The organism is Stappia indica, from assembly GCF_001696535.1.
In the GTDB taxonomy this organism is placed as follows: domain Bacteria; phylum Pseudomonadota; class Alphaproteobacteria; order Rhizobiales; family Stappiaceae; genus Stappia; species Stappia indica.
Genome location: NZ_MBQE01000001.1, coordinates 303,499 through 326,994 on the forward strand (window position 1 = coordinate 303,499; position 23,496 = coordinate 326,994).

At 66.2% G+C, this 23,496-nt stretch carries 21 protein-coding genes and 1 tRNA gene; 6 read left to right on the plus strand and 16 right to left on the minus strand.

Annotated elements, in window-relative coordinates:
* Positions 1-24: 24 nt before the first annotated feature.
* The 5 genes from soxA to BBX35_RS01435 all read right to left on the minus strand — a co-directional run bounded on the left by soxA (position 25) and on the right by BBX35_RS01435 (position 3,236).
* Complete coding sequence (gene soxA / locus BBX35_RS01415; RefSeq protein WP_067215188.1) at positions 25-879, minus strand: sulfur oxidation c-type cytochrome SoxA; 855 nt, start codon at positions 877-879, stop codon at positions 25-27.
* 85 nt (positions 880-964) lie between these two features.
* Positions 965-1,291 (minus strand): thiosulfate oxidation carrier complex protein SoxZ, encoded by a 327-nt coding sequence (gene soxZ, locus BBX35_RS01420; protein ID WP_067215191.1) that lies wholly within the window; start codon positions 1,289-1,291, stop codon positions 965-967.
* A 52-nt stretch (positions 1,292-1,343) separates the two neighbouring features.
* The gene (soxY, locus tag BBX35_RS01425) at positions 1,344-1,796 is read right to left on the minus strand and encodes a thiosulfate oxidation carrier protein SoxY (protein ID WP_067215193.1); all 453 of its coding nucleotides are present in this window, start codon (positions 1,794-1,796) and stop codon (positions 1,344-1,346) included.
* Positions 1,797-1,853: 57 nt separating this feature from the next.
* Positions 1,854-2,309: a sulfur oxidation c-type cytochrome SoxX gene (gene soxX, locus BBX35_RS01430; RefSeq protein ID WP_067215195.1), complete on the minus strand. Its 456-nt coding sequence runs from the start codon at positions 2,307-2,309 to the stop codon at positions 1,854-1,856.
* 186 nt (positions 2,310-2,495) lie between these two features.
* Entirely contained in the window at positions 2,496-3,236 is a 741-nt protein-coding gene (locus BBX35_RS01435; protein WP_067215197.1) for a cytochrome c biogenesis CcdA family protein, read from the minus strand.
* 208 nt (positions 3,237-3,444) lie between these two features.
* On the opposite strand from BBX35_RS01435, the gene BBX35_RS01440 reads away from it, so the two are divergent.
* The 3 genes from BBX35_RS01440 (at position 3,445) to BBX35_RS01450 (ending at position 5,455) form a co-directional block, all read left to right on the plus strand.
* Positions 3,445-3,846, plus strand: a complete 402-nt coding sequence (locus BBX35_RS01440) for a thioredoxin domain-containing protein (RefSeq protein WP_228187974.1) — start codon at positions 3,445-3,447, stop codon at positions 3,844-3,846.
* A 100-nt stretch (positions 3,847-3,946) separates the two neighbouring features.
* Entirely contained in the window at positions 3,947-4,279 is a 333-nt protein-coding gene (locus tag BBX35_RS01445; protein ID WP_067215198.1) for an ArsR/SmtB family transcription factor, read from the plus strand.
* 87 nt (positions 4,280-4,366) lie between these two features.
* Positions 4,367-5,455, plus strand: coding sequence for a YeeE/YedE family protein (locus BBX35_RS01450; RefSeq protein WP_067215200.1), 1,089 nt, complete (start codon positions 4,367-4,369; stop codon positions 5,453-5,455).
* Between the two features lie 76 nt (positions 5,456-5,531).
* Here the strand turns inward: BBX35_RS01450 and BBX35_RS01455 are convergent, their stop codons facing one another.
* The 11 genes from BBX35_RS01455 to tpiA form a co-directional block, all read right to left on the minus strand.
* Positions 5,532-5,969, minus strand: a complete 438-nt coding sequence (locus BBX35_RS01455; RefSeq protein ID WP_088941621.1) for a universal stress protein — start codon at positions 5,967-5,969, stop codon at positions 5,532-5,534.
* On the minus strand, positions 5,966-8,806 hold the full coding sequence (locus BBX35_RS01460) for a TRAP transporter permease (protein WP_067215202.1): 2,841 nt from the start codon (positions 8,804-8,806) through the stop codon (positions 5,966-5,968). Before BBX35_RS01460 ends, BBX35_RS01455 begins: the two co-directional genes overlap by 4 nt.
* 110 nt (positions 8,807-8,916) lie before the next feature.
* On the minus strand, positions 8,917-9,885 hold the full coding sequence (locus BBX35_RS01465; protein ID WP_067215204.1) for a TAXI family TRAP transporter solute-binding subunit: 969 nt from the start codon (positions 9,883-9,885) through the stop codon (positions 8,917-8,919).
* A 426-nt stretch (positions 9,886-10,311) separates the two neighbouring features.
* Positions 10,312-10,602, minus strand: a complete 291-nt coding sequence (locus BBX35_RS01470) for a hypothetical protein (protein ID WP_067215207.1) — start codon at positions 10,600-10,602, stop codon at positions 10,312-10,314.
* Between the two features lie 365 nt (positions 10,603-10,967).
* Positions 10,968-11,043 (minus strand) — tRNA-Lys (locus tag BBX35_RS01475).
* Positions 11,044-11,127: 84 nt separating this feature from the next.
* Positions 11,128-14,277, minus strand: coding sequence for an efflux RND transporter permease subunit (locus tag BBX35_RS01480; protein WP_067215209.1), 3,150 nt, complete (start codon positions 14,275-14,277; stop codon positions 11,128-11,130).
* Positions 14,278-14,282: 5 nt separating this feature from the next.
* Complete coding sequence (locus tag BBX35_RS01485; protein ID WP_067215211.1) at positions 14,283-15,428, minus strand: efflux RND transporter periplasmic adaptor subunit; 1,146 nt, start codon at positions 15,426-15,428, stop codon at positions 14,283-14,285.
* A gap of 124 nt (positions 15,429-15,552) precedes the next feature.
* Complete coding sequence (locus BBX35_RS01490; protein WP_067215214.1) at positions 15,553-16,419, minus strand: VOC family protein; 867 nt, start codon at positions 16,417-16,419, stop codon at positions 15,553-15,555.
* Between the two features lie 63 nt (positions 16,420-16,482).
* On the minus strand, positions 16,483-18,111 hold the full coding sequence (locus BBX35_RS01495) for a CTP synthase (protein ID WP_067215216.1): 1,629 nt from the start codon (positions 18,109-18,111) through the stop codon (positions 16,483-16,485).
* A gap of 120 nt (positions 18,112-18,231) precedes the next feature.
* Positions 18,232-18,600 (minus strand): preprotein translocase subunit SecG, encoded by a 369-nt coding sequence (gene secG, locus BBX35_RS01500; RefSeq protein ID WP_067215219.1) that lies wholly within the window; start codon positions 18,598-18,600, stop codon positions 18,232-18,234.
* Between the two features lie 133 nt (positions 18,601-18,733).
* Complete coding sequence (gene tpiA, locus BBX35_RS01505; protein ID WP_067215221.1) at positions 18,734-19,492, minus strand: triose-phosphate isomerase; 759 nt, start codon at positions 19,490-19,492, stop codon at positions 18,734-18,736.
* A gap of 248 nt (positions 19,493-19,740) precedes the next feature.
* Between tpiA and BBX35_RS01510 the strand changes: the two genes are divergently transcribed.
* The 3 genes from BBX35_RS01510 to trpC are packed head-to-tail and all read left to right on the plus strand — an operon-like array spanning position 19,741 to position 23,495.
* Entirely contained in the window at positions 19,741-21,630 is a 1,890-nt protein-coding gene (locus tag BBX35_RS01510) for a peptidylprolyl isomerase (RefSeq protein WP_067215223.1), read from the plus strand.
* Positions 21,631-21,664: 34 nt separating this feature from the next.
* A complete protein-coding gene (trpD, locus tag BBX35_RS01515; RefSeq protein ID WP_067215226.1) occupies positions 21,665-22,693 on the plus strand; it encodes an anthranilate phosphoribosyltransferase in 1,029 nt (342 codons plus the stop codon).
* Positions 22,686-23,495, plus strand: coding sequence for an indole-3-glycerol phosphate synthase TrpC (trpC, locus tag BBX35_RS01520; protein ID WP_067215227.1), 810 nt, complete (start codon positions 22,686-22,688; stop codon positions 23,493-23,495). Before trpD ends, trpC begins: the two co-directional genes overlap by 8 nt.
* Position 23,496 lies beyond the last annotated feature (1 nt).

Below are 23,496 nucleotides of genomic sequence, written 5' to 3' on the forward strand. Positions count from 1 at the left end.
TCGCCGCCCCGGATCCGGTCGCGCCTAGTTGCGCACCGCCGGCGTCTCGACCGAAAGGCCCGTCCCGCGCCAGGCGAGATAGGTCTCAAGCGCGACGAATTCGTCCGACCCCACGTCATAGGGTTCGGCACGGACATCCGCCATGCAGCCCTTCAGGCGACGATGCAGGGAGCCCATCTTCTGCCACTTCAGCCGGTAGGTCGGGAAACCGTTGGACTGGCCTTGGCTGAGATGGTCGGCGCGGATGTAGTTGCCGTAGTTGCTTTCATGGCAACTGGCGCAGGCGAGATCCAGCTGACCGCTGCGGGTGTAGTAGATCTCCTTGCCCTTGTCCCACCAGCTCTGCATGGCGCCGGCCTTGAGGTCGAGCGCGACAGGCATGCCGCGGGACTGCAGGCCGACATAGGCCGTCATGCCCAGCATCTGGTCGGATTCCCATTTCCAGGCATCCGCACCCATGCGCTCGGTCCGGCAGGCGTTGACATACTGCTCCAGCGCCATCGGCTTGCCGGCGGCCTCGTTCCACTTCGGCATGGAGGCGCGAACGCCCTTCATGCTTTCGGAGGCATCGCCGTGGCAGCTCTCGCAGGACTTGCCTGCGCTGCCCTCGACCGTCGACCAGAGCGTCTCGCCCTGCTCGACCATCAGGAAGCCGGGGTTGTTGAAGTCGTCGAGCTCGAGGTCCTGGGTTTCCTTGGTCCTGAACTCGAAGCCGGAGATCACCTCGCTCAGGGGGTGCCCCTCGGGCGGCGCCACCCGCGTCACGATGGTCGTACCGTCGATGCTCGGCATCTCGGTCTCGTCACCGATCGCGGCTCCTGTCGCCAGGACCACAACAGCGGCGGTGCCGGCGATAAGTGTGCCCGCAAGTTTCTTCATATGCCTCCCCCTGTGATGCGAGCTGCCAACCCGCTTGTGCCGTTCGAATGTCCACCGGCGACCCCCATCGCCGGCAGGGCCCGCCTTACTCGACGGTGATCTTGGATTCGCTGGAGTAGACCGAGCCGTCGTCGTCCACCCAGGTGAACTTGAACGTGCCCGTCTCCGGCACCTTGGCGCTGAATTCCAGATAGGGATTGGCCGAGATCGCAGGCTCGAGATCGCAGGAGAAGACGGTCTTCCCGTTGAACTCGCAGGTGAACTTGTTGATGATCGACCGCGGAATGACATTTCCCTTGTCGTCCTTGCGCTGGCCGGACTCCATCGTGTGGGAAATGAGGGTCTTGATCTGGATGACCTCGTCCTTGGACGCCGTCTTCGGCACCTTGACGCGGGGCTTGGAACTGGACATCTCGCGCTCCTGCTGGCGATGAATGTTGAAGAATGGACGCAGGCGGGCCGGCTTAGCCGCCGCAGCCGCCGATCGTCACCTTGACGGTCTTGCGGTCCATGAAGACCTTGCCCGTCGACGTCTTGGCCAGTGCGATCACATCCTGCGTCTTGGCAAGCCGCATGCGGGTGGTGGCATCCGCCGAGCCCGACATGGACGAGAAGTGGAACGTCGCAACGCCCGGCTGCGGGTTGCCGGCCGCCAGCAGCATGACAGCGGTCACATGGTCCGCATCGGTCATCGGGCTGTCGACGGACACGCCGATCGGCACGGTATTGCCGTTCTCGGCGATCTCCGGTGCGGACAGCGAAACGGTGCCCGTCTCGATGGAGGCGCCGCCGGCAAAGGCATCGATCGCCGCCTGGACCTTGGCGTCTTCCGCCGATGCGAAGCGCGGCAGCCCCGTCATCGCAAGAACGGCGGCTCCGGCACCCAGGGCAAGCGCCTGGCGTCGTGTCATGTTCATCTCGAGTTCCTCGCTAAGAATTCGGCTGGTCGCGGCACGCCATCCGGTGACCGCGGCTCAGTCCTTGAGCGTCATCAGGTAGGCGACCACATCCTCGACCTGCTGCGCGGTCATGATGGTCTTGCCGGCAAATTTGGGCGCCACGCGGTGGAAGCCGTCATTGCGGTAGAACGCCGGCATCACGGTACCCTCGTAGACCATCTTCGGATTGACGATGATCATACGCAGGGTCGCCTCGTCCCAGCGGTCGGCAACGCCGTCGAGCGGCGGCCCGACCTCGCCGTGAAACTGCTGGTCGGACAGCTCCGTGGCCGTATGGCAGGCAACGCAATTGCCGAGCCGGCGGTCGATCACCGCCTTGCGTCCGGCGGCCGGATCTCCGGGGACGCCTGTCAGCGATTTCGGAATGGTTCCGTCGACAACTTCGTAGGACACGATGTCTTCGGCACTGGCCGCTGCAACGCCTGCAAGCAGGATGCACGCAGCCGACAGACCCCTACGAAAGAGGCTCATGGGCTATTTCCTTCCCTCTGACCGGCTTGCGCCAGCTTCAGGCCGCGTTCCCGGCCTTGTCTTCTTGACGGTCGATTCAACCGACCTGATGAAACCGTAGCACCATCGAGAGGGGCAATCAATTCACATATTCATTTATGAGAATACATCAATGCGACCGCATTCCCCCCGGATGCGGTCGTCAGCTTAGCCGATGACGGCGAGAGCGGGAAACGTTTCGAGCAGCCAGAAGGAGAAGCGGGCCATCTGGCCGGTCATGAAGGCGACGCCGGTGATGATCATGAACACGCCCATCACCCGCTCCACAGTCACCATGTGCTTGCGGAAGCGGCGCATGAACCGCATGAACGGGCCCGCGAAAAGGCCCGCGATCAGGAACGGCACGCCGATCCCCAGCGCATAGGAGCCGAGCAGAACGGCGCCCTGCAATACCGATTCCTCGGTGCCTGCAACGAACAGGATCGCCGCCAGGATCGGCCCGACGCAGGGCGTCCAGCCGAACGCGAAGGCAAGGCCGATCACATAGGCGCCCAAGAGGCCCGCGGGCTTTCGCTCCACATGCACCCGCGCCTCCCGGTACAGCAGGCCGATGCGGAAGACGCCGAGGAAATGCAGCCCCATGACGATGATCGCGGCGCCCGCGAGATAGCCGAACACCTGGAGATGCTGCGTGACGAACTGGCCGATGAAGGACGCGCTGGCCCCCATCGCCACGAAGACCGAAGAAAAGCCCAGAACGAAGGCGAGCGATGCGAAGAACACCTTGCGCGGATCGGCCTTCTGTTCCGCGCCCTCGCCTGTCAGTTCATCCAGCGAAACGCCCGCCAGAAAGCCGAGATAGGGCGGCACCAGCGGCAGGACGCAGGGAGACACGAAGGAAAGGAGACCTGCGAAAAACGCGCCGATGACGGTGATGTCCTGAAACATGAGCCTACCTGCTTGCTGTCTTGGACCGGGCGGAAGGGCGAGGTGAGCGGCGATCCGATATCACCGGGCATAGCGCATACACGCTACACGGCAATGTGACCCCTTGCCTCAACTCGTATTCCTCTTTTCGCATATGATCCACTTGTTTTGGTATAGGCTGGCGGGATAGACCTGTCCCCTCACCTTTTGGCGATCAGAAAGAACGACGATGCGCTGGCCGGCCCTGATGCTGCCCCTCATGCTGCTGACGGCTCTTGCCGTTTTCGCTGTGCCGCAGGCACGCGCGGCCGAGCTCGTCATGTTCGAACAGAAGGGCTGCGAGTGGTGCGCCCGCTGGCATGCGGAGATCGGACCGATCTACCCGAAGACCGAGGAAGGCCGCCAGGCGCCACTTCGTCGCGTCGACATCCACGAGCCGATGCCCGATGATCTGGGCTGGATGAAGGGCGAGCGGTTCACGCCGAGCTTCGCACTGATCGAGGACGGGCGCGAAATCGGCAGGATCCGCGGCTATCCGGGCCAGGACTTCTTCTGGGGACTGCTCGGACAGATGATCGAGAAGCTGGCCCCGTCCGACGAAGGCGCACCCAGCCGCCCGACATCCGGCTGATCCGCCTGCATGCGGGTTGACCGCCGAACCTGTATACTGCGCGAAACCAAGCTCCGCTCCGCTCTGACGCGCGTGCGGACCGACGACAAGGGACACGCACTTGGCACTGCCGGGAATCAAGGAACTCGAATGTTCGGACGACCTCGACCGGATTGTCGACCGGGCGAAAGTCGCGAGCGATTTCCTGAAGGCGATTGCTCACGAGAGCCGTTTGCTTATCCTGTGCATCCTGGCGGAAGGGGAGAAATCCGTCACGGAACTGGAGGCCCTGCTCTCGCTGCGCCAGCCGACCGTTTCGCAACAGCTTGCGCGGCTGCGGATGGACAAGCTGGTGACCACCCGGCGCGAGGGCAAGACCGTCTACTACCGGCTAGCGAGCGACGATGCCCGCCAGATCATCGAGGCGGTCTACACCGTCTTCTGCCGGACGTGACGCGATAGGACTGCCGGCGGCAGTCGGGCGAATCGCCGACGGAGAAGACCCGATAAATCCAGCGTACGCGAAGGGGAGGCGCGGCCGATGGAAATGCAGACATCCGTTGTGATGGCGCTGTGCGGCTTTGCCGGCGGCGCCGCTCTGGGCCTTGCCGCGCGTGTCGGCCGGTTCTGCACCATGGGCGCGCTCGAGGATGCATTCCTCGGCGGCGACCTGCGCCGGCTGCGCAGCTGGGCTCTCGCCATCGCCGTTGCATTGGCGCTGACCCAGATTGCGGTCGCGCTCGGCCATATCGATCCGGCGCGCTCGATCTACCTACCCTCCACCCTCCCCTGGCTCGGCGCGATTGCCGGCGGAATGATGTTCGGCGTCGGCATGGCACTCGTCGGCACCTGCGGCTTCGGGACGCTCGCGCGCATCGGCGGCGGCGACCTGCGCTCGGTCGTGACCTTCCTCGTCATGGCGGTCTCCGCCTATATGGCGATGCGCGGCGTGACCGGCGTCCTGCGCCAGGTCCTGATCGATCCCTTCACCCTGTCGCTCGCCTCGCTCGGGGGCACGGGTCTAAACGACATTCTCGACACGGCGCTCGGGCTGGAGACCGGCGCGACGCTGGGGCTCATGATCGCCGGCGCGCTGGCTCTCTGGGCTCTGCGCGACGGCAGCTTCCGCGCCGAAACCCGTCTGGTCGTCAGCGGCATCGCCGTTGGCCTTGCAATCACCGGCGGATGGCTGGCGACCGGCCTGCTCGGCAACAATCCCTTCGAGCCGCAGAAACTCGAATCCTTCACCTTCGTCCGTCCGCTGGGCGACACGCTGGTCTATGTCATGACCTATAGCGGGGCGACGCTGACCTTCGGCATCGGCTCCGTCTTCGGGGTGATCTTCGGTGCGGTCGCCGGCGCCCTGTTCAAGCGCGAGTTCCGGTGGGAGGCCTGCGACGATGTCCGCGAACTCCGCCGTCACATGGTCGGCGCCTTCCTGATGGGTACCGGGGGCATTCTCGCCTTCGGCTGCACCATCGGCCAGGGCATCACTGCCGCCTCGGTGCTTGCTGTCTCCGCCCCGCTGGTGATGGTGTCCATCGCGGTCGGTGCCCGGCTCGGCCTCGCCTGGCTGGTCGAGGGCAGCATCATGGCGATGTTGGGCCAGCGCGGCTCGCACGGCGCCTGACGCAAAAACAAAAGGGCGGCACGCGCGCACCGCCCTCGCCTCTCGATCCTGTTCGTTTTCCGGAGTCGCCGGCGCGTCAGCGCTCGCGCACGACCAGCACCGACACCTGCGCATGCCGGACCACCCGGGCCGCGTTCGGCCCCAGCAGGTAGTCCTTCAGCTCCGGCCGATGCGAACCAATAACGATGAGGTCCGCCTTGACCTTGTCGGCGGCGACGAGGATCTCCTCGTAGATGTTGCCGTGGCCGATCACCGCCTGCACCCGGGTGCCCTTCGGCACATGGGTGTCGATAAACCCGTGCAACGCATCGCGCGCCTTCTGGATCGCCGTCTTCTCATAGTCGCCGGGGAAGAACGATCCGACGATGCTGCGGCCGAAATCCGGCACGGCGGTGAAGACATGCAGCGTGTCATCCGCCCCCACGGTCTCCATCGCCGCGGCGATCACCTGGGCCGAGGTCGGCACGTCGCCGAGGTCGATACAGGCGAGGATATGCTTGAACAGCGAGCTCATGCGGTCGCCTCCTTGTCGGCCTTCAGCCGCTTCTTCTCCTCGACGAGCTGCCGCTTGCGGCCGCGCTGCAGCATGTAGACCAGCCCCAGCAACAGCAGCGCCGGAATGTAGAACAGCTCGCGGGGCGGCTGGGCCGTCGGTACGTCGAGCGTCTCGAAGACCTGATCGAAATCGAAACCGGCCTGCTGCGCGGGCGAGTCATATGCGGTTCCGTCGACGATCAGCTTGCCGTCCTGCTCGAACACCATCAGTCCGAACGCTTCCAGCCGCTCGTCGCCCGTCGCCTCGTTGCCGACCGGGATCATCATCGTCAGCGTGATCGGGTCGCCCACGTCGTTCATGCCCGACACCGTCGCACGCAATTCCGTGCCCGGCGTTGCCCGCTCCAGCGTCTCGACGAGGCTGGTCGGATCCACTTGGTCATAGGGCGCGACGGCAAGATCCATCCAGAAGCCGGGACGGAACAGCGTGAACGCCACCAGGATCAGCGCGGCCGATTCCCAAAGCCGCGAGCGCACGATGAAGTAGCCCTGCGCCCCTGCCGTGAAGACGAGGATGGCCGCCGTCGCGACGATGAAGACCACGACGCCCTCCAGCGGCGTCACGTCGATCAGCAGGATGTCGGTGTTGAAGATGAACAGGAACGGCAGCAGCGCGGTGCGCAGCGAATAGAAGAACGCCACGAAACCGGTGCGGATCGGATCGCCGCCCGAGACCGCCGCCGCCGCAAATGAGGCAAGCCCCACCGGCGGCGTCACGTCCGCCATGATGCCGAAGTAGAACACGAACAGATGCACCGCCACGAGCGGCACGATCAGTCCGTTCTGCTGCCCGAGCGCGACGATCACCGGCGCCAGCAGCGACGAGACGACAATGTAGTTGGCCGTCGTCGGCAGGCCCATGCCCAGGATCAGGCTGAGGATGGCGGTGAAGATCAGGATCAGCAGGATCTGGCCCTGGCTGAGGAATTCCACCAGCGCCGCCAGCACCGCGCCGACGCCCGTCTGCGACACCGCACCGACGATGATGCCCGCCGCTGCCGTCGCGATGCCGATGCCGATCATGTTGCGGGCACCGGCAATCATGCCGTCGATCAGCTCCGACCAGCCGCGCGCCACCGTGCCTTCCGTCGGCTCATTGCGGAAATAGGCGAAGAGCGGGCGCTGGGTCAGCAGGATGAAGATCATCAGCATCGCCGCCCAGAAGGCCGACAGCGACGGCGACAGCCGCTCCACCATCAGGCACCAGATCAGCACGAAGACCGGCAGCAGGAAGTGCAGGCCCGACTTGACCGTCGGCCCCGGTTCCGGCAGCCGCACCACCGGCACGTTCGGATCGTCCATCTCCAGATCCGGAAACTGCGAGCAGTACCGCACCAGCCCGACATAGACGGCCAGCAGAAGCACCGCGACCGCCCATTGCGTCCAATTGCCGGTGACGCGAGTGAGCACGTCCATGAAGAAGAACAGGCCGAAGGAGGCGATGGCCGAGACGCCGATGACCAGCGCGCCGGTCGACAGCACGCGCATGCGCGTGTCCTCGCCCGCCCGCGAGCGCAGCAGCGCCATCACGCAGGCGATGAGGCCGAGCACGATCAGGACCGCGAACAGGCGGTTCTGCGAGCTGCCGAGCGCCTCGAAGGCCGCGAACAGGTAGTAGATGCCTCCCGCGATCGCCAGCATCACCGAGATCGTCACGCCGAAGGAGATCAGCGCCCATTTCAGCGGCTTGGGCTCGCTCGCCCGCGGCAGGCCCTCCATGCCCTTCCGCATCGCTTCCAGGTGCACGATGTAGACGAGCGCGATGTAGGAGATGATCGCCGGGATGAAGGCGTGCTTGACCACCTCGAAATACGAGATGCCGATATATTCCACCATCAGAAAGGCGGCGGCGCCCATCACCGGCGGCATGATCTGGCCGTTGACCGACGAGGCCACCTCGACGGCGCCGGCTTTTTCCGGCGAGAAGCCGACACGGCGCATCATCGGGATCGTGAAGGTGCCGGTGGTCACCACATTGGCGATGGACGAGCCGGAGATGAGACCGGTCATGCCGGAGGCGACGACGGCAGCCTTGGCTGGCCCGCCGCTGAAATGGCCCATCAGCGAGAAGGCGACCTTGATGAAGTAGTTGCCGGCCCCCGCCTTGTCGAGCAAGGCGCCGAACAGCACGAACAGGAAGACGAGATCGGTCGAAACGCCGAGCGCGATGCCGAAGACGCCTTCCGTCGACAACCACTGATGGAAGGCGACGGCGTTGAAGCTGGCGCCCTTCCAGGCAAGCAGACCGGGCGCATAGGGGCCGAGGAACGTGTAGCCGAGGAAGATGATCGCAACGATCATCAAGGGCGGCCCGAGGGCGCGGCGCGTCGCCTCCAGCAGGAACAGGATGCCGAGCACGGCGACGACGACGTCGGTGCCGTTCGGGTTGTTCGGCCGGTCGGCGAGCCGCGTGCCCATCAGGCTCTTGATCAACGCGGTGTCGAAGACGAAGAGATACAGCGCGCAGGCAGTCGCGCCGATGGCCAGCGCCCAGTCGGCGATGGGCACGGAGCGCCGCGGAGAATTGCGGAACGCGGGAAACACGAGGTAGGCGAGGAAAAGCGCGAAGGCGAGATGGATCGGCCGCGCCTCGCGGCTCGAAAACACGCCGATGCCGAGGCTGTAGGGCAGCGGCGAGGCGATCCAGATCTGGAACAGCGACCAGGCCAGCGCGACGCCGGCGATCAGCATGGCCACATGGCGGTTGGTCGGGTTGCGTCCGCCGGTATCGGTCGAGGCGACCAGGTCCTCAAGCTCGGACGCGCTCAGCTGTCCCTTGTTCGTGCCTTCGCTCATGCGCCCCCCACAGGTTCAACCCAAGCCATGTCGTGTCCGCCGGACAGCCTGACCGCGATCTGAAACAAAAGAGGCCGGCGCGAGGGTTTCGCGCCGGCCTGCGCGCCGGATTACATCCAGCCGCGCTCCTTGTAGTACCGCACGGCGCCTTCATGCAGCGGCGCCGAGAGGTTGTTCTTGATCATGTCCTCTTCCTTCAGGTTCTCGAAGGCGGGATGCATCTGCTTGAACCGGCCGAAGTTCTCGAACACGGCCTTGGTGACCTCGTAGATGACGTCCGGAGAGGTCTTGGTCGACGAGACGAAGGTCGCGCCAACGCCGAAGGTCGTGGTGTCCTCGTCCGTGCCCGCATACATGCCGGCCGGGATGGTCGCCATGGAGTAGAACGGGTTGTCGTCGACCAGCTTGCGGATGACGTCGTTGTCGACGTTGATCAGGCGCGACTCGCAGGAGGTGGTGGCCTCCTTGATCGTGCCCGCCGGGTGGCCGACGGTGAAGACGATGGCGTCGATCTTGTTGTCGCACAGCGCGGCCGACTGTTCGGCCGACTTCAGCTCGGCAGCGAGCGAGAAGTCAGAGGCGCTCCAGCCCATCTTGTCCATCACCACCTCGAAGGTGGCGCGGGCGCCCGAGCCCGGATCGCCCATGTTGACGCGCTTGCCCTTCAGGTCGTCGAAGGTCTTGACGCCGGAATCGGTGCGCGCCACCACGGTGAACGGCTCCGGGTGCACCGAGAAGACTGCCCGCAGCTCCTCGAACTTGCCATCCGGGAACGTGTCCGGGGCCGTACCGTTATAGGCATGGTACTGCCAGTCCGACTGGGCGACGCCCATGTCGAGATCGCCGGCGCGGATGCCGTTGATGTTGGACACCGAGCCGCCGGTCGTGTGCGTGCACTTGATGTCGTGCTCGGCGGAGCCGCGGTTGACGAGGCGGCAGATGGCGCCGCCGACCTGGTAGTAGACGCCGGTCTGGCCGCCGGTGCCGATGGTGATGAAGGTCTCGGCCTGGGCAGTGCCGGACAGCGCCATGGCGCCGGCGAGCATCGTCCCGAGGGTCAACGACTTGAAGAGTTTCATGCAGTGCCTCCCGTGATAGGCAGCGGTTTCGTGCAACACGCATGGGAAGCCCGTCGTGACGGGCCGCCCGGTTGAAGGCGCTTCAGGAAGATCGCAAGCCCCGAACGCGGGGCTGTCATTCACGTGCAAGGCCCGACCCGCTTCGGGATCGCACTGCTTGCCGGCAGTCTCGAAAGCTGCCTTCGCGCGAACGATTGCCTCCCCCTCCTCGCTTCCGTGCGTGGGCTGGACAGAACTGCCACAGCCTTCCCGCGCAAATGCGGAGCGTCAGGTTAGACCGAAAACGTACGGTCTTCCAACCCCCTGTAGAGGTTCTGGAAAAATTGACGGGAGGGTCTTGGGAAGATTGCAGGACAATCTTGCACTATCGGGGAGACGATCGGCGTGCCGCTACGCGGGACATCGATGCTCTAGTGCAGCAGAGCTTCAGTCGCCGCTCTTGCCGCCATGGATGACTTCGAGGAAATTGCGCCGCAGCTGCGCCTCGTCCTGCCCCTCGCGCAGGCCCTGACGCCACTGATCTATGACCAGTCGCAAGGCCAGCGTTTCTCGCGTGTGCGGCAGGCGGCTGAGATAGTCGGTGAAATAATCGTCGAGTGCCTGACGGTCGAGCGCACCTTGTGCGATCAGCCCATGGATGAGAGCCATGGTCGCAGCGATGTGCCCCCTCAGGAACTCATACTCTGCCGTGCTGTTGCCGCCGGAGGTGTCAGACATCGTCTCGTGCGTCCGTCCAGTCGTTGTAGTGGTCACTCGCCTCTGCCGACAGTTGTACACACCATCGGCCGGATGGTCGATAGACGATCCTCAAGTCCGGTCCGGACAGAGCCGGCAGGCCGAGGATCGCTCCCGCCATTCCCGAACGTAACTCTACATCATGAAGAATGGGTTTTCCAACCGGCCTGATGAGCAAGCGCTCAACAAGGCGAATGGGACGCGTTTCCCCCCGACAAACGCCATAGTCGTCGGCAGACGCAGGAAACTCGCAAAGAAGAGAGGTGCATGATGGCGGCGCACAGGATTTGCAGCCGCTCACCTTGCTCACCCGATATCTTTTCGAACCGTCGATACCGGGGAGATCATGGTGAGCCCGCAGGGGCTCGAACCCTGGACCTACTGATTAAAAGTCAGTTGCTCTACCAACTGAGCTACAGGCTCACACGCGCGTTCCTGTAACAATGTGCGCCCAGCGTGACAAGAGGCGAATTGGCAAGGGTGGATAACCGCCCTCGCCTTGCCTGCTTACGCGGGCCTCGCCTCGTCCCGTGCAACGTCGGCGCCGACATAGATCCCCTTGATGCGCTCGCGCAGGATCTGCATGACCACATAGAGCACCGGAATCAGCACGACGCCGAGCGTGGTGGCGAACAGCATGCCGCCGAACACGGCAAAACCGATGGCCTTCTGGCTGGCCGCGCCGGCCCCGCTCGCCGTGACCAGCGGCACGACGCCGAGCAGGAAGGCCAGCGCCGTCATCATGACCGCACGGAAGCGCAGATGCGCCGCCTCGCGCGCCGCGGCGATGATCGACTTGCCCTTCTCGCGCTCCTCCATCGCGAATTCGACGATCAGGATGGCGTTCTTCGCACCGAGACCGACGAGCATGATCATGCCGATCTGGGTGTAGAGGTTCACGTCGCTGCCCGTCGCCGCCACCGCGACGAAGGCACCGAGCAGCGCCACCGTCACCGACATCAGGATCGCCAGCGGCATCGACCAGCTCTCGTACTGGGCGACCAGGAAGAGATAGGCGAAGAGAATCGAGAGCATCAGCACGATGACGACCACCGCGCCCGCACCCTGCTGCTGCTGCGCCGAGCCGGTCCATTCATAGGTGTAGCCGGACGGCAGCGCCTCGGCCGCCCCCCGCTCCATTTCCCTGATGGTATCGCCGGTGGACATCCCGGCCTTCGGCTCGGCATTGACCGACGCGGCGCGGAACATGTTGTAGCGGTTGAGGATCTGCGGCCCGAGCACGTTCTCGACGCTGACGATGGAGCGCAGCGGCACCATGTCGCCGGCCTCGTTGCGCACATGCAACTGGGTGATGTCGTCCGCCCGGTCGCGCATGGCGCCTTCGGCCTGAATCATCACGCGATAAACACGCCCGAACAGATTGAAATCGTTGACGTAATAGCCACCCAAATAGGCCTGCAACGTCTGAAAGACGTCCGAGATCCGGATGCCGAGCAGCTTTGCCCGCTCGCGGTCGAGATTGACGAAAAGCTGCGGCACGTTCGCCCGGAAGGTCGAGTACGCCTGGGCAATGGAGGGTTGCTGGTTGGCGGTGTAGACGAGCGAGCCGACCGCCGAGGCCAGGTCCTGCGGCGTGCCGCCGCCGGTCTGCTGGACCTTCATCTCGACGCCGGCGGTGGTGCCGAGACCGGGAATCGGGGGCGCGTTGAAGGCGATGATGTTGGCGCCCGGGATGGTCGAGAACGTCGCCCAGAGTTTCGCGAGGATCCCGTTGGCGCTCAGCTCCGGCGTCTCGCGCTCGCCCCAGGGCTTCAGCTTGACGATGACCATGCCCGAGTTCGGCGAAAGGCCCGAGTTCAGGATGGAGAAGCCATTGACCATGATGACGTGCTGGATGCCGTCGACGCCTTCCAGCATCTCCTCCATCCGGTCGGTGATCTCGGTCGTGCGCGGCAGCGCAGCTCCATCGGGCAGCTGCACGTCGACCATCAGGTAGCCCTGGTCCTCCAGCGGCAGGAAGCCCTGCGGCAGGCGTCCGCTCATCACCACGATCAGCGCAACGGCGCCGGCAATGCCGACAAGCCCCAGGAACGACCGCGGCAGAAGACGCGACACCACGCCGACATAGCCGTTGCGGGCGCCGCCGATCCCCTTTTCGAACACCGCCAGCAACCCGCGCGGCGGGCCGGAGCGCGCCTTCAGCACCAGGCCGCACAGGGCCGGCGACAGGGTCAGCGCGTTGATCGAGGAAATCACCACCGAGACCGAGATGGTCACGGCGAACTGCGAATAGAGCCGTCCGGTGATGCCCGGCATGAAGATCGTCGGCACGAACACGGCAAGCAGGACCAGCGTGGTCGCGATCACCGGCGTGGTGATCTGCGTCATCGCCTTCTCGGTCGCTTCCTTGGCGGACAGCCCCTCCTCGGCAATGATGCGCTCGACGTTCTCCACGACGATGATGGCATCGTCGACGACGATGCCGATGGCCAGCACCAAGGCGAAAAGGCTGATCGTGTTGAGCGACATGCCCGCGAGCAGCAGCACCGCGAAGGTGCCGATCAGCGAGACGGGGATCGCGACGGTCGGGATGATCGTCGCCCGCCAGTTGCCCAGGAACACGAAGACGACCGCAACGACCAGCCCGAAGGTCATCATCAAGGTCATGACCACGTCGTCGAGCGAGCGCTGAACGAACTCGGTCGTGTCGAAGGGAATGTCGTAGGCGATATCTTCCGGGAAGGCCTTGGACAGCTCCTCGAGCCGCGCCCGGACGCCTTCGGCAACGGCCAGCGCATTGGCACCCGGCGCCTGATAGACGGCAAGGACGGTGGCCGGCTGGCCGTCGTAGCGCCCGCTCGCCGCATAGAACTGCGATCCGAGCTCGACCCGCGCGACGTCGCCGACGCGCACGAGCGCCCCGTCTTCGCCGGTCCGCAGCACGATGTCGCGGAACTCCTCGACCGTCGACAGGCGCCCCTGTGCCCGCACGGTGTACTGGAACTGCTGCCCCTCCGGCGCGGGCGGCGCGCCGATCTGGCCCGCCGCGACCTGCAGGTTCTGGTCCTGGATCGCCGCGATGAAATCGGACGGCGTCATCGACAGGGCCGCCAGCCGGTTCGGATCGAGCCAAATCCGCATGCCGTAGGCGAAGTCGGTGAGCACGTCGGCCTTGCCGACGCCCTTCACGCGCGCCAGCGAATCCTTGAGATTGATCGAGGCGTAGTTGGCGAGGAACAGCTCGTCATAGGTGCGATTGGGCGAGAACAGCGTCACCACCAGCAACATGTTGGTGCTGGCCTTCTGTACGGTGACGCCGCTGCGCGTCACGTCGGCCGGCAGCACGCTCGTCGCCTGCGACACGCGGTTCTGCACGTTCACCGCCGCGATATCCGGGTCGGTGCCGACATCGAAGACGATGTTCAGCGAATAGCTGCCGTTGTCGGAGCTGTTCGACGACATGTAGAGCATGTTGTCGACGCCGTTCACCTCGGCCTCGATGGGCGCGGCGACGGTCTCTTCCAGCACCTGCGCGCTGGCGCCGGTATAGCTGGCCGAGACGTTGACCACCGGCGGCGTGATGTTGGGGAACTGCTCGACCGGCAGCGACATGTAGCCGAGCGCGCCGGCGATGGTGATGACGATCGAGATGACCAGCGCGAATTTCGGCCGGTTGATGAAGATCCGCGAGAACATCGGCGTTACTCCGCCGAGCCGGCGGCGAGCGCGGCGTTGACCGGGACGCCCGGCCGGACCTTTTGCAGGCCGAGCGTGATCACCCGCTCACCTTCCTGCAGGCCTTTCTTGACGGTGAAGTCCGTGTCGACCTGCGGGCCGAGCTCGACATAGCGCTGCTCGACCGTCTCGTTGCTGCCGACCACCAGGACGAAGGGCCCGCGCTGGTCGCGCTGGACCGCCGACTGCGGAATGACGATTTCCTTCATCGACACCGGCGCCTCGATCACCGCCTCGACGAAGGTGCCGGCGACCAGCAGGCGGTTCGGATTGCGGAAGCGACCGCGCACGGCGATGGTCCCGGTCTTCGGGTCGACCACATTGTCGATGAAGACGATCTCGCCATCCTGCTCATAGCGCTGGCCGTTCGGCAGAATCACATGGATGCCCGGCAGCTGGCGCTTGTCGCCGACCGCATCGGCCGGATTGGCGCCGCGCACTGCATCGAGGTAGTCCTTCTCGCTGATCGCGAAATTCACATACATCGGATCGGTGCGAACCAGCCGCGCGATGGCGCCGGTCGAAGGGCCGACCACGTCGCCGACGCTGAAATTGGTCTTGCCGATCTGGCCGGCGAAGGGCGCGGTGATGTCGGTGTAGCCGAGATTGAGCTCGGCCTGGGTGATCGCGGCATTGGCCGCCGCGACCGACGCATCGGCCTGCTCCTTGGCAGCCAGCGTCGCCTGATACTTGGCCTGCGAGACATGGCCCTTGTCGAGCAGGTCCTTGTCGCGCTCCAGGTCAGAGGCCTTCAGCGCCGCATCGGCGGCCGCGCGGGCCGCATCCGCCTTGGCGGAGGCAAGGGCCGCCTCGTAGGGCGCGCGCTCGATGGTGAAGAGCAACTGGCCGTCCTGAACGGTGGCGCCGTCGTCCACATTCTTCGAGCTGAGGAAGCCGGAGACGCGGGCGATCAGGTTCACGTCGTCGACTGCCTGCACGCGCCCGACGAATCGCGCGGACTGGCGCACGTCCTTGGAAACGGCTGCGGCGACGGTGACGGAGGGCGGCGGGGCTTCCTGGGTCGAGCTCTCCTGCGACGGATTGCAGGCGGCCAGCGCGACGGCAAGACCAGGAACGAGGCTCACGCGCAGGAACGAACGCAGTTGGGCCATGATTGTAACCTCCCCCCGGGTCCTGGAAACAGGGCACCCGTCTAACCGACCAACGAGAAGAGGCGATGACACCTCCCCAGCACAGCCGGATTTTTTGCAAGTTCGGAAAGGTTACGCAGGCAATTCAATCAAAGACAAGCGCCAATCCGAAGTGGTCCCCGGTCGGGAGAACCAGTCCTTCGGGGGCCTCGACAGCCTCCAGCGAGGCCTCGCGCAGCATCTGCGCGACATGGGCGCGGTCGCGGGTCCGCAGGCCGAGCGCGGCGACCACCGAACCGCCCGGAGCGATCTGCGGCGCCTCGATGCCGTAGAGCGAGGCAAAGGCCGCCGGGGGCATCAGGTGCAGCCGGCCGCGCGGCGTCTCGATGGTGATCCCGAGGCTGGTCGCCCGCATTTCCCGCTGCCCGGTCAGGGCCGCGTAGAAGATGTGCTGCTCGGCCGGTTCGTCGCAGACGATCACCACCGATTCGAGCGCGGTCGTGCCGTTGGGGTGGACCTGGTACTCGGCCGACCAGAAGTTCTCCGGATAGCGGTTGAGGCAGGTGAAGAAGCCGTGCGCGGGATCGCTGTCGTTGCGCACGAAGGTCAGGTCGAAGCCGACCTTGCGAATGCCGCCGTCGGGCAGCTTCGCCTCGCGGCCGAAGGAGAACGACTCATAGACGTGAAGGCCGGCCTGCTCGAAATCGGCCCGGTCCGCGGCCGGATCCCGGCTTTCCATCACCAGCATCGAGACGCCCTCGCGCGATTTCACGTAATCGCGGTTGAAGGCGCCGAAGGAGAAGCTGTTGCCCGACGCTTCCGGGATCAGCGTCTCGTCGCCGATCCCGAGGATCTCGATGAAGAACCCGTCGAGCTGGACCAGATGGTTTTCCGTCCCCCAGGGATGACGGGCGCGCGGCGTGACGCGAAAACCCGCCTGCTCCATGAAACGGGCGGCGGCAGCGAGATCGCGCACCGCCCAGACCAAGTGATCGAAACCGCGTGCGGTCATAGTTCTCTCCCCTGCCCCAATGCGTCCGGCCCGTCCCGTGCGGGACGGCCGGTCCGGTCCCGATCAGACCAGGCGGCTCTGCTCGATTGCCGCGGCCACGAAGGACGCGAAGAGCGGATGCGGCTCGAACGGGCGCGACTTCAGTTCCGGATGGTACTGCACGCCGATGAACCAGGGGTGGTCGTCGATCTCCACCGTCTCCGGCAGAAGGCCGTCCGGCGAGGTGCCGGCAAAGCGCAGGCCCGCCTGCTCCAGCCGCTCGCGGTAGGAGATGTTCACCTCGTAGCGGTGGCGGTGGCGCTCGGAAATCATCTCCGAACCGTAGATGTCGGAGATGCGCGAGCCCTTCTGCAGCCGCGCCGGATAGGCGCCGAGACGCATGGTGCCGCCCAGCTCGCCGTCCGCACGCCGGACCTCGATCTGGTTGCCCTTCGACCATTCGGTCATCAGGCCGACCACGGGCTCGGCCGCTTCGCCGAACTCGGTCGAATTGGCGTCCGCGATGCCCGCGAGATTGCGTGCGGCCTCGATGACCGCCATCTGCATGCCGAAGCAGATGCCGAAATACGGCACCTTGTGCAGCCGAGCGAAGCGGGCCGCTGCGATCTTGCCTTCCGCACCGCGCTCGCCGAAGCCGCCCGGCACCAGAATGCCGTGCACGCTTTCCAGCCACGGGGTCGGGTCTTCCTTCTCGAAGATCTCCGACTCGATCCACTCGATGTTGACGCGCACGTTGTTGGCGATGCCGCCATGCACCAGCGCCTCGATCAGCGACTTGTAGGCGTCCTTGAGGACCGTGTACTTGCCGATGATGGCGATGGTGACCTCGCCTTCCGGATTGGCGAGCGTCTCGGAAATGCCGGTCCAGCGGGACAGGTCGAGCGCCGGCGCGCCGGTGATGCCGAACGCCGCCAGCACCTCGTCGTCCAGGCCTTCCTTGTGATAGGCGATCGGCACGTCGTAGATCGACTTGACGTCGTAGGCCGGAATGACGGCGCCTTCGCGCACATTGCAGAACAGCGACAGCTTGCGCCGCTCGCTGTCCGGAATCTTGCGGTCGCAGCGGACCATCAGGATATCCGGCTGGATGCCGATGGAGCGCAGCTCCTTGACCGAGTGCTGGGTCGGCTTGGTCTTCAGCTCGCCGGCCGTTGCGATGAACGGCATCAGGGTCAGGTGAATATAGACCGCATGCCCGCGCGGCAGCTCGTTGCCGAGCTGGCGGATCGCCTCGAAGAACGGCAGCCCCTCGATGTCGCCGACGGTGCCGCCGATCTCGCACAGCACGAAATCGTAGTCGTCGTTGCCGTCCAGCACGAAGGCCTTGATCGCGTCGGTGACGTGCGGAATCACCTGGACCGTGCCGCCGAGATAGTCGCCGCGGCGCTCCTTGGCGATGATGTCCTGATAGATCCGGCCGGTGGTGATGTTGTCCATCTTGTTGGCCGGACGACCGGTGAACCGCTCGTAGTGGCCAAGGTCGAGGTCGGTTTCGGCACCGTCGTCGGTGACGAAGCACTCGCCGTGCTGGTAGGGGCTCATGGTCCCCGGGTCGACGTTGAGATAGGGGTCGAGCTTGCGAAGCCGCACCCGGTATCCACGCGCCTGCAGGAGGGCTCCAAGAGCCGCGGAGGCGAGTCCCTTGCCAAGGGAAGAAACCACGCCGCCGGTGATGAAGATGTATCGCGCCATGGACAAATACCATATCGCTGCGGGCGCTGATTCGAACGCCCGACACGGAGTTAACACACAAGAAAATGCCCCGCGACGGGTATCGCGGGGCATTGGATGAAGACGCCTGCCGCCCTGGGCTTACTGCGCCGCCGGAACCTGCGGTCCGGCGGGCGTCTCGGGCGGACGCAGCTGGTCGAGAATGCCGTTGCCGGAGCCCGACGTTCCCTCGCCTGCCGGCGCGGTCTGCGTGCCCGGCACGGTATCAAGGATCGAGGCCGGGCGATCGCTGTTCTTGGCCAGAAGCGCAAGACCCAGCGAGGTCGCGAAGAAGACCGCAGCCAGGATGCCGGTGGCGCGGGTCAGCACATTGCCGCTGCCGCGGCTGGACATCATCCCGCCTCCGCCGCCGCCGATGCCGAGGGCACCGCCCTCGGAGCGCTGCAGGAGTACCACCAGGACGAGCGCCAGCACGACCATCAGATGAATAACGATGACAACGGTTTCCATCGACAACCAGTCTTTCGTGTTCGGATTGCAGCGGGTTCTACACCAATGCCGTCACGGTTTCCACCCTTGATCGGCCCTGCTCCCGCTCATGGCTGCCAGCTGCTGGCCGCATGACGGAAACTGAGCCGGCACATCAACCGGCGGCCTTTGCGATCGCAAGGAAATCCGAGGCCTTCAGGCTGGCGCCGCCGACCAGCGCGCCGTCGACATTGTCCACCGACAGCAGCTCGCCGGCATTGCCCGGCTTCACCGAGCCGCCATAGAGCAGCCGGATCGATGCGGCCGAAGGCCCGAACCGTCCCTGCAGTTCCTTGCGCATATAGGAATGCATCTCGGCAACGTCATCCACCGTCGGCGTCAGGCCCGTGCCGATGGCCCAGACCGGCTCGTAGGCGACGACCAGCCGCGCGCCGTCCGCCCCGTCCGGCACCGAGCCGGCAAGCTGTGCGCCGACGACCTCGAGGGCCTTGCCGGCCTTGCGCTCGGCTTCCGTCTCTCCGACGCAGACGATGGCGATGAGGCCCGCGCGCCAGGCCGCTTCCGCCTTGGCCCGGACCAGCGCGTCGCTCTCGCCGTGGTCGGCCCGGCGCTCGGAATGCCCGACGATGACCCAGCGCGCCCCGGAATCGGCCAGCATCTCGGCCGAAATGTCGCCGGTATGGGCGCCGCTCGCGGCGGTGTGGCAGTCCTGTCCGCCGATGCTGAGGCCGCTGTCGCCGGCGGCAGCCGCCGCCGCCGCGACGAGCGTCGCAGGCGGGCAGATCGCCAGATCGACCGAAGCGGCCAGACCACCGGCCGCCGCCTCCGCCATCGAGCGCAGCTCGCCGAGTGCGGTCGCCAGCCCGTTCATCTTCCAGTTTCCGGCGATCAGCGGCGTGTTCTTCTCGGTCATGTCGGCATCCTCGGCTGGCATTCGGTCGGCGGTTGGCGTCTGCGCGAAAGGCAGGTTCAGCGCCGGTGCTACCAGAATTTGCGCCCCGTTCAAGACGATACGGCGCAAGCTGCCGCCCAACCCTTTGCCAGTGCCTTGCTCCGCCGGGCCCGCGTCTCTATGATCCGGCCGCTCTCGCTCGGATCTTACCCAAGGTCCGGGCCGTATCCTGTTGCCCCGGTAACGCCCCAGAAACGACGGAACCTGCAATGCTCGACACTCTGCGCAGCGGCGCAAAGTCATGGATTTCCAAACTCCTGATCGGTCTTCTCGTGATCAGCTTCGCGATCTGGGGCATTTCGGGCGATCTTCTCAATGTCGGGGGCGACCAGGTCGCGACGGTGGGCGACCGCAAGATCTCGATCGTCGAGTTCGACAATGCCTATCGGCGCGAGCTCGACACGATCGGCCGCAACATCGGCCGGCCGCTGTCCACCGTCGAGGGCGCGTCGCTCGGCATTCCCGCGCAGGTGCTCGGTCGCCTGATCGCGGAAGCTGCGCTGAACGAGACCGCCGACCAGTACAATCTCGGCGTTTCCGACCAGGAACTGGTCCGTCTGATTCAGGAGGCTCCGGCCTTCCAGGCGCCGGGCGGCGGCTTCGACCGCGCCCTGCTCGCCCGCGTGCTGATGGCCAACGGCCTGACCGAAGATGCCTTCGTCGCCGAGCGGCGCCTGCTCGAGGAGCGCCGGCAGATCGCCGACGCGATCAGCGGCGGCCTTGCGACCCCGGCGGCGATGCTGGAAGCCTTCAACCAGCACGCCAATGAGGAGCGCAGCGTCGACTACGTGGAATTCGGCGCCGATCAGGCCGGCGAGATTCCCGCCCCGACGGACAGCGAGCTCACCACCTATTTCGAGGCCAACCAGGACACGTTCCGTGCGCCCGAGTACCGCAAGGTCGCGCTGCTGTCGCTGACGCCCGAGCGCCTGGCGCGCCCGGACGAGGTCAGCGAAGACGACGTGCGCCAGGAATACCAGGCCTCGGGCGACCGTTTCGGCGAGCCGGAGCGCCGCCGCATCCTGCAGATCCCGCTGGGCGATGCTGCCGCGGTCGAGGCGGCCCGCACAGCCCTTTCCGAAGGCAAGACCTTCGACGACATCCTCGCCGAGCGCGGCCTGACGGAAGCGCAGGTCGAGCTGGGCAACATGGCCCGCACCGATCTGCTCGACCCGGCCATCGCCGAGGCGGCGTTCTCGCTCGCCGAGGGCCAGACCTCCGACATCGTCGAGGGTCGCCTGACGTCCGTGCTGCTCAAGATCGCCGACATCACTCCGGCGCACCAGTCGCCGCTGGAAGAGGTCGCGCCGGAGCTGCGCAAGGAAATCGCCCTGCGCCAGGCGCAGCGCGAGGTGCTGGACTTGCATGACGAGATCGAGGACGCGCGCGCCGGCGGTGCGACGCTGCAGGAGGTCGCCGAGCGATTCTCCCTGACCCTCGACACGCCGGCCGCCTTCGACAGCGCCGGCAAGGACGAAGCAGGCAACGCCGTCGCGCTGCCGGAGGTGAACGACCTGATCTCCGACGTGTTCGAGAGCGATGTCGGCATCGAGGCCGACATGCTGCAGCTCGGCCGCGACGGGTTCCTCTGGTTCGAGGTGCGCGAAGTCGTGCCGGCCCGCGACCGCACGCTGGACGAAGTGCGCCAGCAGGTGGTCGACGCCTGGACCGCCGAGCAGCGCAAGGCCCGTCTCGACGATCTGGCCGCGTCCATCGTCGAAGAGGTCCGCGGCGGCAAGTCGCTGCAGGATGTCGCCACCGAGCGCAGCCTGACGGTCGCCTCGGCCAGCGGCATCAAGCGCAACGGCGCCAACGGCCCCCTGCCCGCCTCCGCCATTCCGGCCGTGTTCTCCGGCCCCGTCGGCACGCTCGGCACCGCCGCCCGCGAAGGCGACCGCCGTCTCGTCTTCCGCGTGACCGGCGCCACTGCCCCGGCCTTCTTCCGCGAGGCCGGCGAGATCGCCGCGCTCGACCAGCGGCTGGCCGACGCGCTGCAGAACTCGGTCATCGGCCAGTATGTCGGCGAACGCGAGGCGCGGCTCGGCGTCAGCGTCAACCAGGCCAACATCAACCGGGTGCTCGGCCAGGGCGGCAGCTGATGCCGCCCCGGGTCCCTTTCCGGAGGACGTCGATTTGAGCAACCTCAAGACCCTGATCGCCAAGGCGGCCGACGGACACGCCCTGTCGCGCGCCGAGGCGCAGTCCGCCTTCGACATCATCATGTCGGGCGCAGCGACCCCGGCGCAGATCGGCGGCTTCCTGATGGCGCTGCGGGTGCGCGGCGAGACCGTCGACGAGATCGCCGGCGCCGTCGCGACCATGCGCTCCAAGATGGTTCCGGTCTCCGCCCCCGCCGATGCGGTCGACGTGGTGGGCACCGGCGGCGATGCCTCGGGCAGCTACAACATCTCCACCTGCTCGGCCTTCGTGGTCGCCGGCTGCGGTGTCCATGTCGCCAAGCACGGCAACCGCTCGCTGTCGTCGAAGTCGGGCGCAGCCGACGTGCTGGCCGCGCTCGGCGTCGACATCGACATCAGCCCGGCCCATATTTCCCGCTGCATCCGCGAGGCGGGCCTCGGCTTCATGTTCGCGCCGAACCATCATTCGGCGATGAAGCATGTCGGCCCGGCCCGCACCGAGCTCGGCACCCGCACGATCTTTAACCTGCTGGGCCCGCTGTCCAACCCGGCCGGCGTCAAGCGCCAGATGGTCGGCGTCTTCGCCCCGCAATGGGTGGAGCCGATCGCCCACGTGCTGGCCGCCCTCGGCTCCGAATCGGCCTGGGTGGTACACGGCTCCGACGGTCTCGACGAGATCACCACGACCGGCCCGACCCGCGTCGCCGCGCTGGAAAACGGCGAGATCCGCCTGTTCGAGATCTCGCCGCAGGATGTCGGCCTCGCGATCCACGCCCCCGCCGACCTGAAGGGCGGCGAGGCGCCGGAAAACGCCGTCGCGCTCAAGGCCGTGCTGGAGGGCGAGAAGTCCGCCTATCGCGATACCGTCCTGATGAATGCCGGCGCGACGCTGGTGGTCGCCGGCCGCGCACCGACCCTTGCCGAGGGCGTCGCGATGGCCGCGAGCGCCATCGACAGCGGCAATGCGCTGGCGCGTCTGTCGCGCCTCGTCGAGGTGTCGAACGAGGTGCGCGGCGATGGCTGACATTCTGGAAAAGATCGGCGCCTACAAGCGCCAGGAGATCGCCGCTGCCAAGGCCGCCGTGCCGCAGGCCGAGATCGAGCGACGCGCCGCCGGGGCCGACGCGCCGCGCGGCTTCCTGAATGCGCTGCGCGCCCGCAAGGAGGCCGGCGAGTTCGGCCTGATCGCCGAGGTGAAGAAGGCGAGCCCCTCCAAGGGCCTGATCCGCGCCGACTTCGACCCGCCGGCGCTGGCCCGCGCCTATGAGGCGGGTGGAGCGGCCTGCCTCTCCGTACTGACCGACACGCCGTCCTTTCAGGGCGCGCCGGAGTTCCTGGTCGCGGCCCGCGCCGCCACCTCGCTGCCGGCCCTGCGCAAGGATTTCCTGTACGACACCTATCAGGTGTTCGAGGCCCGCGCGTGGAACGCCGACTGCATCCTGATCATCATGGCCGCCGTCGACGACGCGCTGGCCGCCGATCTGGAGGCGACCGCCTTCGGCCTCGGCATGGACGTGCTGGTCGAGGTGCACGATGCGGACGAACTGGAGCGGGCGCTGCGGCTCTCCTCGCCGATGATCGGCATCAACAACCGCAACCTGAAGACCTTTGAGACGCGGCTGGAAACCAGCGAGGACCTGGCCGGGATGATCCCGGGCGACCGCCTGGTCGTCGGCGAATCGGGCCTCTTCACCCCGCAGGACCTTGCCCGGATGGGGCGCTGCGGCATCTCCACCTTCCTGATCGGCGAGAGCCTGATGCGCCAGGACGATGTGGCCGGTGCGACGCGCGCGCTGCTGGCGCGTCCCGGACTTGCGGCGGAGTAGG